This is a genomic window from Paraburkholderia kururiensis, from assembly GCF_034424375.1.
Classification (GTDB): domain Bacteria; phylum Pseudomonadota; class Gammaproteobacteria; order Burkholderiales; family Burkholderiaceae; genus Paraburkholderia; species Paraburkholderia kururiensis_A.
In genome coordinates this window covers 4,689,156-4,702,509 of the sequence record NZ_CP139965.1, presented here as the reverse complement: position 1 = coordinate 4,702,509, position 13,354 = coordinate 4,689,156, and the positions used below count along the sequence as shown (strand labels likewise).

General features: G+C 66.7%; 13 protein-coding genes. 4 read left to right on the top strand and 9 right to left on the bottom strand.

Translation table 11 applies throughout. The features are described 5' to 3' along the window. Complete coding sequence (locus U0042_RS21165) at window positions 1–891, bottom strand: MurR/RpiR family transcriptional regulator (RefSeq protein WP_114809286.1); 891 nt, start codon at window positions 889–891, stop codon at window positions 1–3. 190 nt (window positions 892–1,081) lie between these two features. Here U0042_RS21165 and U0042_RS21160 point away from each other — a divergent pair, with 190 nt between their 5' ends. Further along, entirely contained in the window at window positions 1,082–2,374 is a 1,293-nt protein-coding gene (locus U0042_RS21160) for an amino acid deaminase (RefSeq protein ID WP_114809514.1), read from the top strand. Between the two features lie 31 nt (window positions 2,375–2,405). On the opposite strand, the gene U0042_RS21155 is transcribed toward U0042_RS21160, so the two are convergent. Next, window positions 2,406–2,870, bottom strand: coding sequence for a MarR family winged helix-turn-helix transcriptional regulator (locus U0042_RS21155; protein ID WP_114809287.1), 465 nt, complete (start codon window positions 2,868–2,870; stop codon window positions 2,406–2,408). A gap of 31 nt (window positions 2,871–2,901) precedes the next feature. Beyond that, a complete protein-coding gene (locus tag U0042_RS21150) occupies window positions 2,902–4,497 on the bottom strand; it encodes an MDR family MFS transporter (RefSeq protein WP_114809288.1) in 1,596 nt (531 codons plus the stop codon). A 137-nt stretch (window positions 4,498–4,634) separates the two neighbouring features. Between U0042_RS21150 and U0042_RS21145 the strand changes: the two genes are divergently transcribed. Further along, window positions 4,635–5,528, top strand: coding sequence for an EcsC family protein (locus U0042_RS21145; RefSeq protein ID WP_114809289.1), 894 nt, complete (start codon window positions 4,635–4,637; stop codon window positions 5,526–5,528). Here the strand turns inward: U0042_RS21145 and U0042_RS21140 are convergent. From U0042_RS21140 to U0042_RS21130, 3 genes are all read right to left on the bottom strand, one after another. Next, window positions 5,501–6,490, bottom strand: a complete 990-nt coding sequence (locus U0042_RS21140) for an alpha/beta hydrolase (RefSeq protein WP_114809290.1) — start codon at window positions 6,488–6,490, stop codon at window positions 5,501–5,503. The two genes, U0042_RS21145 and U0042_RS21140, sit on opposite strands and share 28 nt — an antisense overlap. Before the next feature lie 138 nt (window positions 6,491–6,628). Then, window positions 6,629–7,063, bottom strand: a complete 435-nt coding sequence (locus U0042_RS21135) for a CHRD domain-containing protein (RefSeq protein WP_114809515.1) — start codon at window positions 7,061–7,063, stop codon at window positions 6,629–6,631. Between the two features lie 375 nt (window positions 7,064–7,438). Next, window positions 7,439–8,800: an MFS transporter gene (locus tag U0042_RS21130; RefSeq protein WP_114809291.1), complete on the bottom strand. Its 1,362-nt coding sequence runs from the start codon at window positions 8,798–8,800 to the stop codon at window positions 7,439–7,441. A 105-nt stretch (window positions 8,801–8,905) separates the two neighbouring features. Here U0042_RS21130 and U0042_RS21125 point away from each other — a divergent pair, with 105 nt between their 5' ends. After that, on the top strand, window positions 8,906–9,820 hold the full coding sequence (locus tag U0042_RS21125) for a LysR family transcriptional regulator (protein ID WP_114809292.1): 915 nt from the start codon (window positions 8,906–8,908) through the stop codon (window positions 9,818–9,820). 102 nt (window positions 9,821–9,922) lie between these two features. Here the strand turns inward: U0042_RS21125 and U0042_RS21120 are convergent, their stop codons facing one another. Together U0042_RS21120 and U0042_RS21115 are read right to left on the bottom strand one after the other, a co-directional pair. Continuing rightward, the gene (locus tag U0042_RS21120) at window positions 9,923–10,897 is read right to left on the bottom strand and encodes a threo-3-hydroxy-L-aspartate ammonia-lyase (protein WP_114809293.1); all 975 of its coding nucleotides are present in this window, start codon (window positions 10,895–10,897) and stop codon (window positions 9,923–9,925) included. After that, window positions 10,894–11,595: a helix-turn-helix transcriptional regulator gene (locus U0042_RS21115; RefSeq protein ID WP_232833227.1), complete on the bottom strand. Its 702-nt coding sequence runs from the start codon at window positions 11,593–11,595 to the stop codon at window positions 10,894–10,896. Before U0042_RS21115 ends, U0042_RS21120 begins: the two co-directional genes overlap by 4 nt. A 174-nt stretch (window positions 11,596–11,769) precedes the next feature. Between U0042_RS21115 and U0042_RS21110 the strand changes: the two genes are divergently transcribed. Beyond that, window positions 11,770–12,645, top strand: a complete 876-nt coding sequence (locus U0042_RS21110; protein WP_114809294.1) for a formate/nitrite transporter family protein — start codon at window positions 11,770–11,772, stop codon at window positions 12,643–12,645. Window positions 12,646–12,759: 114 nt separating this feature from the next. On the opposite strand, the gene U0042_RS21105 is transcribed toward U0042_RS21110, so the two are convergent. Continuing rightward, window positions 12,760–13,281 (bottom strand): single-stranded DNA-binding protein, encoded by a 522-nt coding sequence (locus U0042_RS21105; RefSeq protein WP_114809517.1) that lies wholly within the window; start codon window positions 13,279–13,281, stop codon window positions 12,760–12,762. Window positions 13,282–13,354 lie beyond the last annotated feature (73 nt).

Here is a 13,354-nt window from a genome sequence, read left to right as displayed (position 1 = left end):
TCAATCTCCTAGCGGTTGCCTGTCGCCGCCGCCACGGTGCGCGTCGAGCGCGTGCTTCATGCGGCGCAGCAGTTCGCGGCTCTCGTCGCCCTGGCTCACGGCGAGTTCGGTGACGAGCACGTCGAGTGCCATCATCATCGCGTAGCGCGACGACGACGGCTTGTAGATGAAGTCAGTTTCGAACGCGACGATGGGAATCAGCCAGTCCGCCAGCTTCGCGAGCGGCGAGGCAGGCGCCGTGATGGCCACCACCGTGGCGCCGTAGCTGCGCGCGATGCGGCAGTTCTCGACCATCTCGGGCACGCGGCCCGTGGTGGATAGTGCCACCACGACGCAGTCGCGCGAGAGCGTGCTCGCCACCATCCGTTGCAGCAAGGCGTCCTGGTAGGTCGCGACGGGGCGGCCGAGGCGCACGAGCCGAAAGCGCGCTTCGTCGGCGAGCGCCGTCGAGCCGCCGCCCATGCCGAACACGTAGATCATGCGCGCCTCGCGCAGCGCCGCCGCGGCCCGCGCCACGGGCGCCTGGCGCAGCAGTTGATGGTTGTGCGCGAGCGCGGTCTGCAATTCGTCGAACACGCGCGTGGCGATCGATCCGGCGGCGTCCGCAGGCGTTTCGGCGTGCAGGAAGCGCTGGCCGACGGCCGCCGCTTGAGCGAGCCGCAGCTTCAGTTCGCGCACGTCGCGGCAGCCCACCGTCTTGGCAAAGCGCGTGACGGTGGCCACGCTCACCGCCGCGTCGCGCGCGAGCGCGCCGATGCTCGCGCGAGAGGCGCCCGCGAGATCGTCGAGAATACGCGCCGCCACCTTGCGTTCCGCCGATCGCAGATCGGGCGCGCATTCGGCAATGCGCGCGACGATGTCGAAGGTCTGCGGTTCTGTGGCTGAATTCATGGAGCAGGCGGGAACGGATGCAGGACGGCAACGCAGGTCACGTGCCTCAGGTACGGTACGGACGAGGCGCAGGAACACCGCACGCTGCGCCGCCTCTGGTACTAAATAACATTTACGTCGGCATCGTACTTTCTGTACCATGGCGAAGTCAACCTGGGTTCCGCATAACAGCGTGATGGAGCAAGGCAAGATGAAAGTTACAAACTATCAGGGACGCACGATCGACCCCAACAGCAAGGGCCTCGGTAACGTACCGGGTTCGAGCATCCAGTTGACGGATGCGGGCCGCCTCGAATGGAACCTGCTCGACGAAGACGTGAGCCTGCCCGCCGCCGTGCTCTACGCGGACCGTATCGAGCACAACCTGAAATGGATGCAGGACTTCGTCGCCGAATACGGCGCGAGGCTCGCGCCGCACGGCAAAACGACCATGGCGCCGCAGCTTTTCCGCCGCCAGATCGATGCCGGCGCGTGGGGCATCACGCTCGCCACGGCGCACCAGACGCGCGCTGCGTGGCACGGCGGCGTGTCGCGCGTGCTCATGGCCAATCAGCTGGTGGGCCGGCGCAACATGATGATGGTGGCCGAACTGCTCAGCGACCCCGACTTCGAATTCTTCTGCCTCGTCGATTCCGTGGACGGCGTGGAGCAGTTGGGCCAATTCTTCGGCTCGGTGCGCAAGCAGCTCAACGTGCTGCTCGAACTGGGCGTGCCGGGCGGGCGCACCGGCGTGCGCGATGCCGCGCAACGCGACGCGGTGCTGGCCGCCGTCGAACGCTACCCGGATTCGCTGCGGCTCGCGGGCGTGGAAGTCTATGAAGGCGTGCTGAAAGAAGAAAACGAAGTGCGCGCGTTTCTGCGCGAGGCCGTGAATCTCGCCACGCAACTCGCGGACGCAGGCCGCTTCGCGCGCTCGCCGGCCATTCTCACGGGCGCGGGTTCGGCGTGGTACGACGTCGTGGCGGAGGAATTTTCAAAGGCGACGGTGGGCGGCCACATCGAGGTGGTGTTGCGTCCGGGCTGCTATCTGACGCACGACGTCGGCATCTACAAGAAGGCACAGAGCGAGATCTTCGCGCGCAACCCCGTCGCGCGAAAAATGGGGCAGGGCCTGTTGCCTGCGCTGCAACTGTGGGCCTACGTGCAGTCGATTCCCGAACCGGACCGCGCCATCGTCGGCTTCGGCAAACGCGACGCCGCGTTCGACGCAGGCTACCCCGAACCCGCACGCCACTTCCGCCCGAGCCGCGACGGCAGCGACCACGGCACGCCGCGCGACATCGCGCCGAACGAAGGCTGGGAAATCTTCGGCATGATGGACCAGCACGCGTACCTGCGCATTCCGCCGGGCGCGGACCTGAAAGTCGGCGACATGATCGCCTTCGACATCTCGCATCCCTGTCTCACCTTCGACAAGTGGCGCGAGGTGCTGATCGTGGACGCGTCGTATCGCGTAACCGAAGTGGTCGAGACGTTCTTCTGACGGGCGTGATTGTGCGATGCGGACGCGGCGCTTAAGCCGCGTCCTGCACCGGAGTAACCGGCGCGGACGCTGCCACCTCGGCAATGCGCGCCTCCAGCAAACCGAGGGCGCCGGAGAGGGCCTTGAGGGCGTCGTCCGGCATCGCCGCCATCGTGTCGTGCAGGAAAGCGTTGCGGCGCGGCAGGCTTTCTTCCATCGCGTCGCGTCCCGCCTGCGTGAGCTTCACGTTCGTGATGCGGTTGTCGCGCTCGTCGGAACTCCGCGCGATCCAGCCCATTGCCTCCAGCGCCTTGAGTTGCCGCGTGAGCGCGCCGGGATCCACGCGAAGGCGTTCCACAAGGCGCTTTTGCGACGACTCGCCGCCCTGATCGTAGAGCGCGAGCAGAATCCGCCAACGCGGCATCGGGTGGCCCACCTGCGCCTCGAACGCCGACATGAACGCCCGATAGGTGCGGCCGAATTGCTGGACGATGGCGACGCGGTCCTGTTCTTCCATGATGTGTACCGTAATGCCTGAAAACGAAACGTCAGTCGGCGGAAACAACCGGCTCGATCTGACGCCGTAGTTTAACCGGTGGTACCCGTCGGCTCTGCCAGACGGAAATCACGGCCACGGCCGCCGCGAGGGCGAGGCCCAGGTGGATGGCGGCCACCAGCGCTTCGCGCGCCGTTTCGAGCAGCACGCCGCCGTTGTGGCCCGCCTGCGCCATCTGCGTGGTAAGCGTGGTCTGCGCCTCGTGGTTGATGAGAATCTGCGGGTCGCCCAGATCGCCGAACCACTGCATGGCGTGATCGTTTTCCAGCGCGCTGCGCACGCCGCTCGCGTACATGTGCGTGACGAACGTGCCGGTGATGGCCGTGCCCACCATCCCGCCGATCATGCGCAGCGATTGCAGCAGCGCGGTGGCAATGCCCAGGTGCTCGCGGCCCGCGGTCTGCTGCGCGAAGACCGTGAGGTTCGGCATCACGAAGCCAAGCCCCAGGCCGCCGAAAATCATGAACGCCATCAGGAGCGCGTGCGGCATGGCGCGCGTGGCGATCACCACTGCGAGGCACGACACGGCGAGCATGCCGAAGCCGACATAGAGCATCAGGTTCGGATTCGGAATGCGCGACACGATGCGCCCGTTCGCAATGCTGCCGATGGTGATGAACACCACGAGCGGCGTAATCACGAGACCCGCTTCCTGCGGCGACATCCCGAAGCCGCCCTGGAACAGCAGCGGCGCGTAGAAGAGCAGCGAGAACATCGAGAAGCCGCCCAGCACGGAGAGCGTGAAGAGCGCGTTCAGGCTCCGGTTGCGAAACATGTCGACGGGAAGAATGGCTTGCGGGAAACGCTTTTCCCATTGCCAGAGCGCCCAGGCGGCCACGATGCTCACGGCGAGCAGCGCGACGGCTGCGGCGCTCACGCCGTGCTTCGGCAGCAGTTCGACGAACAACTGGAGCGAGCCGAGCGCCAACGCAATGAGCACCGCGCCCGGCCAGTCGAGCCGCATGCGCCCTTCGTGCGCGACGTGCCGCATGTGCGGCAGATAGCGCCACACGAAAAAGAGCGAGAGCAGCCCCACCGGCAGATTCACGTAGAAGACCGAACGCCATCCCGCGTACTGCGTCAGGAAACCGCCCAGCGAGGGACCAATCGCATTCGCGATGCCGAACGCCGAACTCATCATCACCTGCCAGCGCAGGCGCACGACGGAGTCCGGAAAAAGATCGGGAATGCAGGCGAACGCGGTGCCCACCAGCATGCCGCCGCCAATGCCTTGCAGCCCGCGCGCGAGCACGAGAAACAGCATGCTGTTCGCCATCCCGCACAGCACCGAGGCGCCGGTGAACACGACGATCGACGCAATCAGGAACGGCTTGCGTCCGTAGTAGTCGCCGAGCCGCCCGAAGATGGGCACGGTAATGACCGAGGCGAGCAGATACGAGGTCGCCACCCACGCGTAGAGATCGAAGCCCTTCAGTTCAGCGACGATGGTGGGCAGCGCGGTGCCGACCACGGTCTGGTCGAGCGCAACGAGCATGGTGACGAAGGAGATGCCGAGCATCGCGAGCAGCGACTCCCGGAACGGCAAAACCTGCCCACTCGAATGGTGGGTTGTGGTGTGGACGGCCATTTTTGATAGCGCAACAGTTGACTCGTCAAAGAAATGAAATCATATCACGCCTGGGTGTTCTAATCAGGCTGGTGCCCGCGGAGTCCCGCTGGCCCGGCATGGCGCTTTATCGGGACGTCAGGTCCCTCAGGAGGAGTATGGAGTGGGTTCCCACCGCGTCGGCGCAAGCACTTTCCGCCGACGACATGGCTGCGCTGGCGCGCGCGAAGCACGAGCTTGAAAGTCCGCCGCTCACCATGAAGCTGGCGGCGATTGTCGGTGCGCCTTTGGAGAAAGTCATGCTGCGGCTGCCCGCCGTCGCCAACCAGAAGGTGGCGGAAGCGACGCAGTCGGCGCTGCGCAAATGTCTGCAGATCGCGTTGAAGACGCTGCGCAAGCCGGGGCATGGAGCGGGCCACCTCGCAGTCCACGTCGGCTCGGGCGAAACCGGTGCGGCGGCTTTGCCGCCGGCCATGCCCGAGAAACCCGGCAACCTGCTCCACAAGTTCGCCGTGGCCACCACGGGCGCCGCGGGTGGGGCGTTCGGGCTGTTCGCGCTGCCGGTCGAGTTGCCGGTCACCACCACGCTGATGTTCCGCTCGATCTGCGACGTGGCGCGCAGCGAAGGCGAAGACCTCAATTCGACCGACGCCCAGCTGCAATGCCTCGCGGTGCTCGGCATGGGCAGCCATTCGAGCACCGACGACGAAGCCGACCTCGGCTACTTCATCATGCGCGGCGCGCTTGCTCAGGCGGTGTCGAAGGCTTCGTCGGAGATCGCGTCGAAGGGCATCACGGCGCATGGCTCGGCGGCACTGGTGCGCCTCGTCAACGCCATCGCGGCGCGCTTTTCGGTGCAGGTGAGCGAGCAGGTAGCCGCCAAATCGATCCCGGCGATCGGCGCGGTGCTAGGCGCGATGGTCAACACCGTGTTCATCGATCACTTCCAGCAGGTCGCGCACGGCCACTTCACCGTGCGGCGGCTGGAGCGCAAGTACGGCGAAGAGGCGGTGAAGGCGGCGTATCAGACCATCGACATCTCGCTCGCCTGATCGGCGTGTGCGTGCGTGATGCGGCGCACGAAGCGCGCCGCGTCGTCCAGCGCGCGGCGCGACTCCGGTAGAAACGGCGCGAAGATGGGCCACACGTGCGGCATCTTCGGCCAGATGTGCAGTTCCACTTCCACGCCCGCGGCGCGTGCCTTGTCGGCAACGCGCCGCGTGTCGTCGAGCAACACTTCCGTGCTGCCCGCCTGCATGAAGAGCGGCGGCAGGCCGTGCAGATCCGCATAGAGCGGCGACGCGTAGGGGTGCGTCGGCTCGGTCTCGCCCAGGTAGATCTTCGCCGCGCGCGCAATCGCGGCGCCGGCGAACATCGGGTCGACGCCGTCGTTGGAGCGCAGCGTCGCGCCGGTTGCGGCGAGATCCGTCCACGGAGAGAAGAGGACGCCGCCTGCGGGCAAGGCGTCGCCGGCATCGCGCAACGCCACCAGCGTGGCGAGCGCGAGTCCGCCGCCCGCCGAGTCTCCGGCGATCACGATGGACTGCGGCGGCGTGCCGTCCGCAATCAACCGGCGATACGCAGCGAGCGCGTCGTCGAGTGCAGCGGGAAACGGATGCTCGGGCGCAAGGCGATAGTCGAGCGAGAAGGCGCGTGCATCGGCGCGAACGGCAAGGCCGAACACGATGGCGCGGTGCGTCTGCGGCGAGCAGAAGTAATAGCCGCCGCCGTGCAGGTACAGAATGGTGCGCGTCGCCACATGAGAGGTTGCCGCGTTGGCGCCTGACGTGTTCGACGAAACCGCGTTCGCGCGACGCTCGAGCCATTCGCCCATGAGCGGCGCGTGCGTGGCGCCGTACTGTTCGCGCAGGTGCCAGCCGGGCGGCACGCGCGGCGACCACGCGCGCTTTTCAGTGCGGGCACGGGCGCGCCGCACGTTGATGGACGGCTTGAGCGTCTCGGGACGAAACTGCCTGCGCAGCACCCAGCACGCGAGTGCACTTTGCCAGCTCATCGGTATGGGCTCCATGGTCGATAAACCGCTCATGGTAAGCGGGAGCAGCGGCGAGGCGAATCGATTGAACGCTCTAGCGGCTCTGACCGCTCATCGGCATGTGCCGAAACATCCGACGTGCCGCGGCAGCCGCCGCGCTCAGTTGGTCGGCCGCACCTGGCCGCGAATCTCGCCGCTCGGGTTCTGCGCGGTATGGACGTTGAAGTACCACTGCCCCGCCATGAGGTCCGTCACCTGCTGTTCGGTGAGCGTGGCGGCGCCCTTGATGGGACTCGCGAGCGACTGTTTCTCCACCGGCACCTGCACCTTGGCGTTCTGCCCCACGGGCGCGGGACCGTGGAAGTGTGCGGCCGTGACCGGGCTGGAAAGTCCCTCGTAAGTCGCCGTCCATTGCAGCTTTTTCGTCGATGTATCGAACGTCGCGTCCAGCATGCCGTGCCCATGACTCACACGCGGCGGCACTTCACTGGACGGTTCGAGGTCCGCCCTCAACGCGACGGTATCGGCAAATGCGGCGCCCGAGATCAAGGCGCACAGCGCGACAGCGACCTTCAATGTGCGAAGCACTTTCATGTTCTTCTCCGGATTCGGCAATTCTGTCCGATGCGACATCACCACCAGGTCACATTGGGACGGCGCCCTCGCGACGCCTGCCACATGCTAGTGCAAAATCCGCTGCGCCGCCGTGCCGGCCGCCTCATCCCTCCCACTGACGGCCGCGATTCTCGCAATATTTTTGAACAGTTCCTTGTCGGATTTGTTCTCGATTTTCGTCGCTCGAACGACTACGCTTCTTCCTGCGAGAAGTGACTCTTCATTGAAGGGTCTCCAAGCTTGAACGCGGCTTCGGCCGCGTTTTTTTTCGCCTGCACATTCGCGTCGGCCACCTCGACGTGCGACCTCGTCGGCCACCTCGTTGGCGAAAGAGGCATCAGCCGATTCGTGGGATCAATTCGCCGCGCTCACCGCGCCCATCTTCACGCGATGCGCTCGCGGAAATACCGGCAAGGCGAGGAGCGCGCACACGCTCGCCGCAGCCCAGACGGCGGTCCACGAACCCACCGCGAGCAGCGGCGGAATGGCCAGCGGCGTGAGGAACAACGTCGTGAAGGCGCCGGTGTTGCCCATCGCCAGCGCCGTGCCGGCTCGTTGCGTGCCGGCGAGTGTCGCGAGTTCTGTATAAGCCACACCGTGCCAGGCCGATGCGCTCACGCCGCCCAGCACAATCGCGACGGCGAACAACGCGATCGCCGTTGAACCCGCATGCGGCACGGCGAGCGTCATCGCCGCGAGCAAGGCGAAGAGCGCCGCGGTCAGCAGGCTGCACGCCCGCATGTAGCCGCGACGGTTGCCGTGACGATCGGTCCAGCGCCCGCTCCAGACGCGCATGACAGCGGCGCCCGTCTGCACGGCGGCCATCGTCACGCTGATGGCCACGACGCCCGCATGACTGAAGTCGTGCAGAAAGACCGCTGCGAAGGTCACGACCGCGAGCTGCGGCACGCAGAGCGCCGCGATGCCGAGCGTCACGCGCCAGATGGCGGGGTCGCGCAGCGGACTCGCAGCGGCACGCGCGTGAGCAGGATGGGGGCGAAGCGGCGTCTTCGGCGCGTGGGCGCTTGCCGGAGAATTCGTCGACGGAGTCGCTGGAATCTGGCCACCGGTACGCGTCGACGCAGCGCCGCCCGCCGCATGCTCCGGCTCGTACAACCAACGCCACGCAAAGCCCGCCGTCACCGCGCACAGCACGGCGAGCACGCCATAGACCGCCGCGAACCCATACGACGTGGCCAGCGCAGGCAGCATCAGCGCACCCAGGCCGCCGCCTGCGGGTACCGCTGTCTGCCGGATGCTCATGGCGAGGCCACGCTCGCCTTCCTTGAACCAGGCCATGACGGCGCGCCCACTCGATCCGTTCACGCTGCCGCCCAGCAATCCGACAAGGAGTAGTCCCGCGGCGAGCGTGACAAGAGCCGGCACGTGGTCCGCACGCGGCACGACAAACAGCGCCATGCCCACGAGCGCCGCCGCCGTGCCGCCCAACCCGAGCAGCAGCACACGACGGTCGCCCCAGCGGTCCGTGAGCAAACCCCACGGCAACTCGCTCAGCGCGATGCCAAGGCCCAGCATGCCGAGCACGAGCCCCAGCCCGCCATTGCCGATGCCATACGCGCCGCGCAGCAACACGGCCGTGGTCGGAATGCCCGAGAACGCCGCCGCGAAGCTCGCGTTAGCCGCAAAGCCCACACCCAATACCTTCCACCGATGATTGCGCCCGCTTGCCGCGCCGCGCGCCAGGTTGCCGTTCATGCCTGCCTCCCGTGATCCAGCAAGATCGAATGGAGGCATCGTACGGATGGACGACCCATCGGAAAAGCGGGAAAATGAGATCACTTCCATCGGATAAACCGAATCATGAATCTGCGTGGTTTCGACTTCGCCCAGTTGCGTACGCTCGTCGCGGTGGCAGAAGCGGGCAGCGTTTCGGCAGCGGCCGAGCGGATCTTCCTCTCGCAGTCGTCGGTGAGCGAACAGTTGAAGAAGCTCGAAGACCGCGTCGGCCAGCCGCTCTTCGTGCGCAGCAAACAGGGCGTAGTTGCGACGCCGGCCGGCGTGAAGCTGCTCGCTCACGCCGAGCGGATCCTCGCGCTCTCCGAAGCGGCCTTCGACGACATGCAAGGCCGCGCCCTGGACGGCGAGCTTCGCATCGCGATCACCGACTACTACCGGCCGCACGAAATCGCGCTCGTGCTGAGGCGCTTTTCGGAACAGCATCCGCGGCTGAAGCTGCACGTCACCGTACTGCCGAGCGCCGTGATCGACAGCAGCGCCGACGACAACACGTTCGACATCGGTCTCTCGCTGCGCATCGTGGCACCCGCGGGACGCACGACGGCACGCGGCGCGAGCGGCACGTCGAAACTCGCGAAAGTCGCCAGGGGCAGCACCGTCGTGCGGCGCGAGAAGCTGGTCTGGGCGGCGTCGGCCGATATGGACACGCGGCGCATGGAGTCGCCGTACCGGCTGGTGCTGCTGCCCGCCACGTGTCAGTTGCAGCGCTACGTCGTGAAGCTGCTCGAGGAGCGCAAGGTGCCGTACCTCATCTCGCATTCGGCGTCGGGTGTCGCGGGACTGCAGCTCGCGCTGAAGGCCGGGCTGGGCATCTCGTGCCTGAACGAGTCGTCGGTCGGCGCAGGGCTCGTGGCGTGCGGCAAGCGCGTGGACTTACCGACGCTTCCTGCGGTGGAGTTTCATCTGCTGCCGGCGCGCCCCGGCGAGAGCGAACGGGTGGCGAACGCGCGCACAGTGCTCAGGGAATTGCTGGCGTAGCGGCGAGCGTGGGGCTCCGGCGTCCACAAGCTGAAGGCGGCGGGACGTGATGGCGTGTGTCGCGCGTGTCGGAAGGAACACCGAAGGCCCACGCCGTGCCATTCACTTCTGCGCGCCGTTCACCAACCCGGCAAAGCGCATCAGATCGACATTGCCGCCCGACACGATCACGCCCACGCGCTTGCCCTTCACGTCCACTTTGCCTTGCAGCGCCGCGGCCGCCGCGAGACAACCAGTCGGCTCCACCACGATCTTCATGCGGCTCGCGAAGAACTTCATCGTTTCGACAAGCTCCGCGTCGCTCACCGTCGCGATGTCGTCCACGAGTTGGCGGATCACCGCGAACGTGTATTGGCCGAGATGCTGGGTCTGGGCACCGTCGGCGATCGTCTTCGGCGTATCGATATGGACGATCTCGCCGCTGCGCAGACTGCGCTGCCCGTCGTTGCCGGCTTCGGGCTCCACGCCGACGATCGTGCAGCGCGGACTCAGCGCACGCGCCGCCACGGCGCAGCCCGACAGCAACCCGCCACCGCCCAGGCACACCAGCAGCAGGTCCAGCTCGCCCACGTCCTCGATCAACTCCTTGGCCGCCGTACCCTGCCCCGCCATGACGTGCGGATGGTCGTACGGCGGGATCAACGTGAGACCGCGCTCCGCCGCGAGACGCCGCCCCAGCGCCTCGCGGTCTTCGGTATAGCGGTTGTAGAACACCACCTCGCCGCCGTAGCCGCGCGTGGCCGCCACCTTCACGGCGGGCGCGTCCTCGGGCATCACGATCACCGCCTTCACGCCCAGCAGCTTCGCTGAGAGTGCGATGGCCTGCGCATGATTGCCCGACGAAAACGTGATGACGCCGCCCGCCTTCTGCTCGGGCGTGAACTGCGCGATCGAGTTGTAGGCGCCGCGGAACTTGAACGCGCCCATGCGCTGGAAGTTTTCGCACTTGAAGTACAGCTGCGCGCCGCTCAGCGCGTTCGCCGTGGACGACGTGAGCACCGGCGTGCGATGTGCGACGCCGCGCAGGCGTGCGTGGGCGGCGGCAACGTCGTCGAACGAAATGGGCAGCGCGGTCATGATCGTGGTTCCGTGGGCAAATAGGTGTAGACGGTGGAGCGCGCCACGCCGAGCGTCTGCGCGACTTCGGCGTACGCGTGACGCAGGTTCAGCAGGCCGCTGGCGGCAAGCTCGCGCAGGGCGTCGCGGCGCTGGGCGAGCGTCATGCCCATGGGCGTCGTGTTGCGCGCGGCGGCAAACCGCTCGAGCGCGGCGCGCACGTCTTCCACGCGCCGCGGCGCCAGCGACTCACCGACCGGCGCGGCGGCGCTGTCGGTCTGCATCAACTGGCCGAGACCGGCCGTCACGGCGCCGATCAACGAGATGTCCATGTTCAGGCAGATCGCCGCCACGTACTCGCCGGCGCTGTTCTTGAGTCCGATCGAAGTGCTCTTCGCCGGTCGCCCATCCGGGAAGCGGTTCGCGTAGTTCTGAACGACTTCGGGAAAGTCGGGATTCGTGATGCGCGCGAGGCCGAGTTCGGTCACGGCGTCACCGGGCTCGCGGCCGGACAGATTGTTCGCGATGGCCACCACCGCATGTTCGGGACGCGTGAGGTCGTGCAGCACCACCTCGACAAGAGGCGCGAGCGTGCGGCCCAACGCTTCGACGATCTTCGCGCCTTCGCGCAGAAGCAGGGCGTTTTCGCGTTCGGTGCCGTGCGTGCCCGAGCGTTTGCTTGGGGCCGCTTTGCGGGTTCGCGTGGATGGTCGCGTCATGAGTGACATTTTGGCGGTTTATGACGAAATGTCAATTGCGCATATTAGGCCGCCTCGTTCTGACCGCAGCGAGGGCCGCATGCGTTCGCACCGCGGTTCCGACCCTGGCACGCGTCATGCGGTCCGCAGGCAGCCGGCATGAACCACGGCCAATGAACCTGGAGCATCAACGAGATGACTAGCGAACCGAAGGAAAACCACAAGACCGACGGTCAAGCCGCGGGACGGGAATCTCCGCATCTGGACGACAAGGAGCGCGACCAGGCGTCCGTGCACAGTTCGCCGCGGGCGCTCGTCATCCACGAAATCATCCGCGAGGAAGGGGAGACCGCATTGGGCCGCAAGCCGCTCGCGCTGCTGTGGTCCGCGCTGGCTGCGGGGCTTTCGATGGGCTTTTCGTTCTTGACGCAAGCGGTGCTCGAAACCAAGGCGTCGCCGGGAGACGACAGCGTCTCGCTGATCGGCGCGGCCGGCTATTGCGTCGGCTTCATCATCGTCGTGCTGGGGCGCCAGCAACTGTTCACCGAGAGCACGTTGACCGTGGTGCTGCCGGTACTGACGCGCCGTGACCTGGGCACCGCGGCAGCCGCGCTGCGTCTATGGGCCATCGTGCTCGCCGCCAATCTGGCCGGCACGTGGATGTTCGCCGCCATCCTCACGCTGCCGACGCCTTTCACGCTCAAGCTCGCACCCATGCTCGACAAGCTCGGACAGGCGCCGTTCGAGTCGGCGTTCGCCACGACCACGTTGAAAGCGGTGCTGGCCGGCTGGCTGATTGCGCTGATGGTGTGGCTACTGCCGAATGCGCGGTCCGCGGCGGTGCTGATCGTCGCGCTGCTCACGTACGTGGTCGCCGTGTGCGGGCTTTCGCACGTGATAGCGGGATCCGTCGAAGCGGCGTACGCCGTTCTGCGCGGCAACGCGGGAGTGCCGGATTATCTGCTGCGATTTTTCGCGCCGACGTTGCTCGGCAACGTGGTGGGCGGGGTGGCGCTCGTGGGCCTGTTGAACCACGCGTCGATTGCGCCGGAGATGACGGGGCGGGCGTGAGGCCGGCAAGCGCTCGGGCAGCACGGCTTACGTCGAGTCAATCCGACTGCGGGCACAAAAGAAAACCCCGCCATCAGGGCGGGGTTGATCTTTACTGCGGTTGGTTACGGGACGTCAGAACGGAATATCGTCATCCATCTCGTCGAACCCGCCGCCCGCCGGCGCGTTCGACCGGCCCGCGCCGCCGCCTTGACTGCCGCCACGCGGGGCGCCCCCACCGGTCGCACGGCCGCCGCCACCGCCGCCGCTGCGTTCGGCCGGCTCACGATAGCCGCCGTCGTCGCCACCCATCGAGGCGCCGCCGCGGCCGCCCAGCATCTGCATCTGGTCGGCCACGATTTCGGTCGAGTACCGGTCGGTGCCGTCCTGGGCCTGCCACTTGCGCGTGCGGATGCGGCCCTCGATGTACACGGACGAGCCCTTCTTCAGGTACTCCGACACGATTTCAGCAAGCCGCCCGAAGAACGCCACGCGATGCCATTCGGTGGCTTCCTTCATTTCGCCGCTGGCGCGGTCCTTATAGCGGTCCGTCGTGGCAAGCCGGATGTTCGCCACCGCGTCGCCACTCGGCAGATAGCGTACTTCGGGATCGGCGCCGAGATTGCCGACGAGAATGACCTTGTTCACGGATGCCATGTGTTTCTCCTGTTGATTCCGTTGCAGGCGGCGCTGTGCGAGAGTGTTGCGCGGACGGTCCTGCGCGAAGCGG

What these genes read in the sequence shown, in the direction of transcription:
- U0042_RS21165 (WP_114809286.1), bottom strand. Translation starts at nt 891, where the DNA reads ATGAATTCAGCCACAGAACCGCAGACCTTCGACATCGTCGCGCGCATT.
- U0042_RS21160 (WP_114809514.1), top strand. Translation starts at nt 1,082, where the DNA reads ATGAAAGTTACAAACTATCAGGGACGCACGATCGACCCCAACAGCAAG.
- U0042_RS21155 (WP_114809287.1), bottom strand. Translation starts at nt 2,870, where the DNA reads ATGGAAGAACAGGACCGCGTCGCCATCGTCCAGCAATTCGGCCGCACC.
- U0042_RS21150 (WP_114809288.1), bottom strand. Translation starts at nt 4,497, where the DNA reads ATGGCCGTCCACACCACAACCCACCATTCGAGTGGGCAGGTTTTGCCG.
- U0042_RS21145 (WP_114809289.1), top strand. Translation starts at nt 4,635, where the DNA reads ATGGAGTGGGTTCCCACCGCGTCGGCGCAAGCACTTTCCGCCGACGAC.
- U0042_RS21140 (WP_114809290.1), bottom strand. Translation starts at nt 6,490, where the DNA reads ATGAGCTGGCAAAGTGCACTCGCGTGCTGGGTGCTGCGCAGGCAGTTT.
- U0042_RS21135 (WP_114809515.1), bottom strand. Translation starts at nt 7,063, where the DNA reads ATGAAAGTGCTTCGCACATTGAAGGTCGCTGTCGCGCTGTGCGCCTTG.
- U0042_RS21130 (WP_114809291.1), bottom strand. Translation starts at nt 8,800, where the DNA reads ATGAACGGCAACCTGGCGCGCGGCGCGGCAAGCGGGCGCAATCATCGG.
- U0042_RS21125 (WP_114809292.1), top strand. Translation starts at nt 8,906, where the DNA reads ATGAATCTGCGTGGTTTCGACTTCGCCCAGTTGCGTACGCTCGTCGCG.
- U0042_RS21120 (WP_114809293.1), bottom strand. Translation starts at nt 10,897, where the DNA reads ATGACCGCGCTGCCCATTTCGTTCGACGACGTTGCCGCCGCCCACGCA.
- U0042_RS21115 (WP_232833227.1), bottom strand. Translation starts at nt 11,595, where the DNA reads ATGACGCGACCATCCACGCGAACCCGCAAAGCGGCCCCAAGCAAACGC.
- U0042_RS21110 (WP_114809294.1), top strand. Translation starts at nt 11,770, where the DNA reads ATGACTAGCGAACCGAAGGAAAACCACAAGACCGACGGTCAAGCCGCG.
- U0042_RS21105 (WP_114809517.1), bottom strand. Translation starts at nt 13,281, where the DNA reads ATGGCATCCGTGAACAAGGTCATTCTCGTCGGCAATCTCGGCGCCGAT.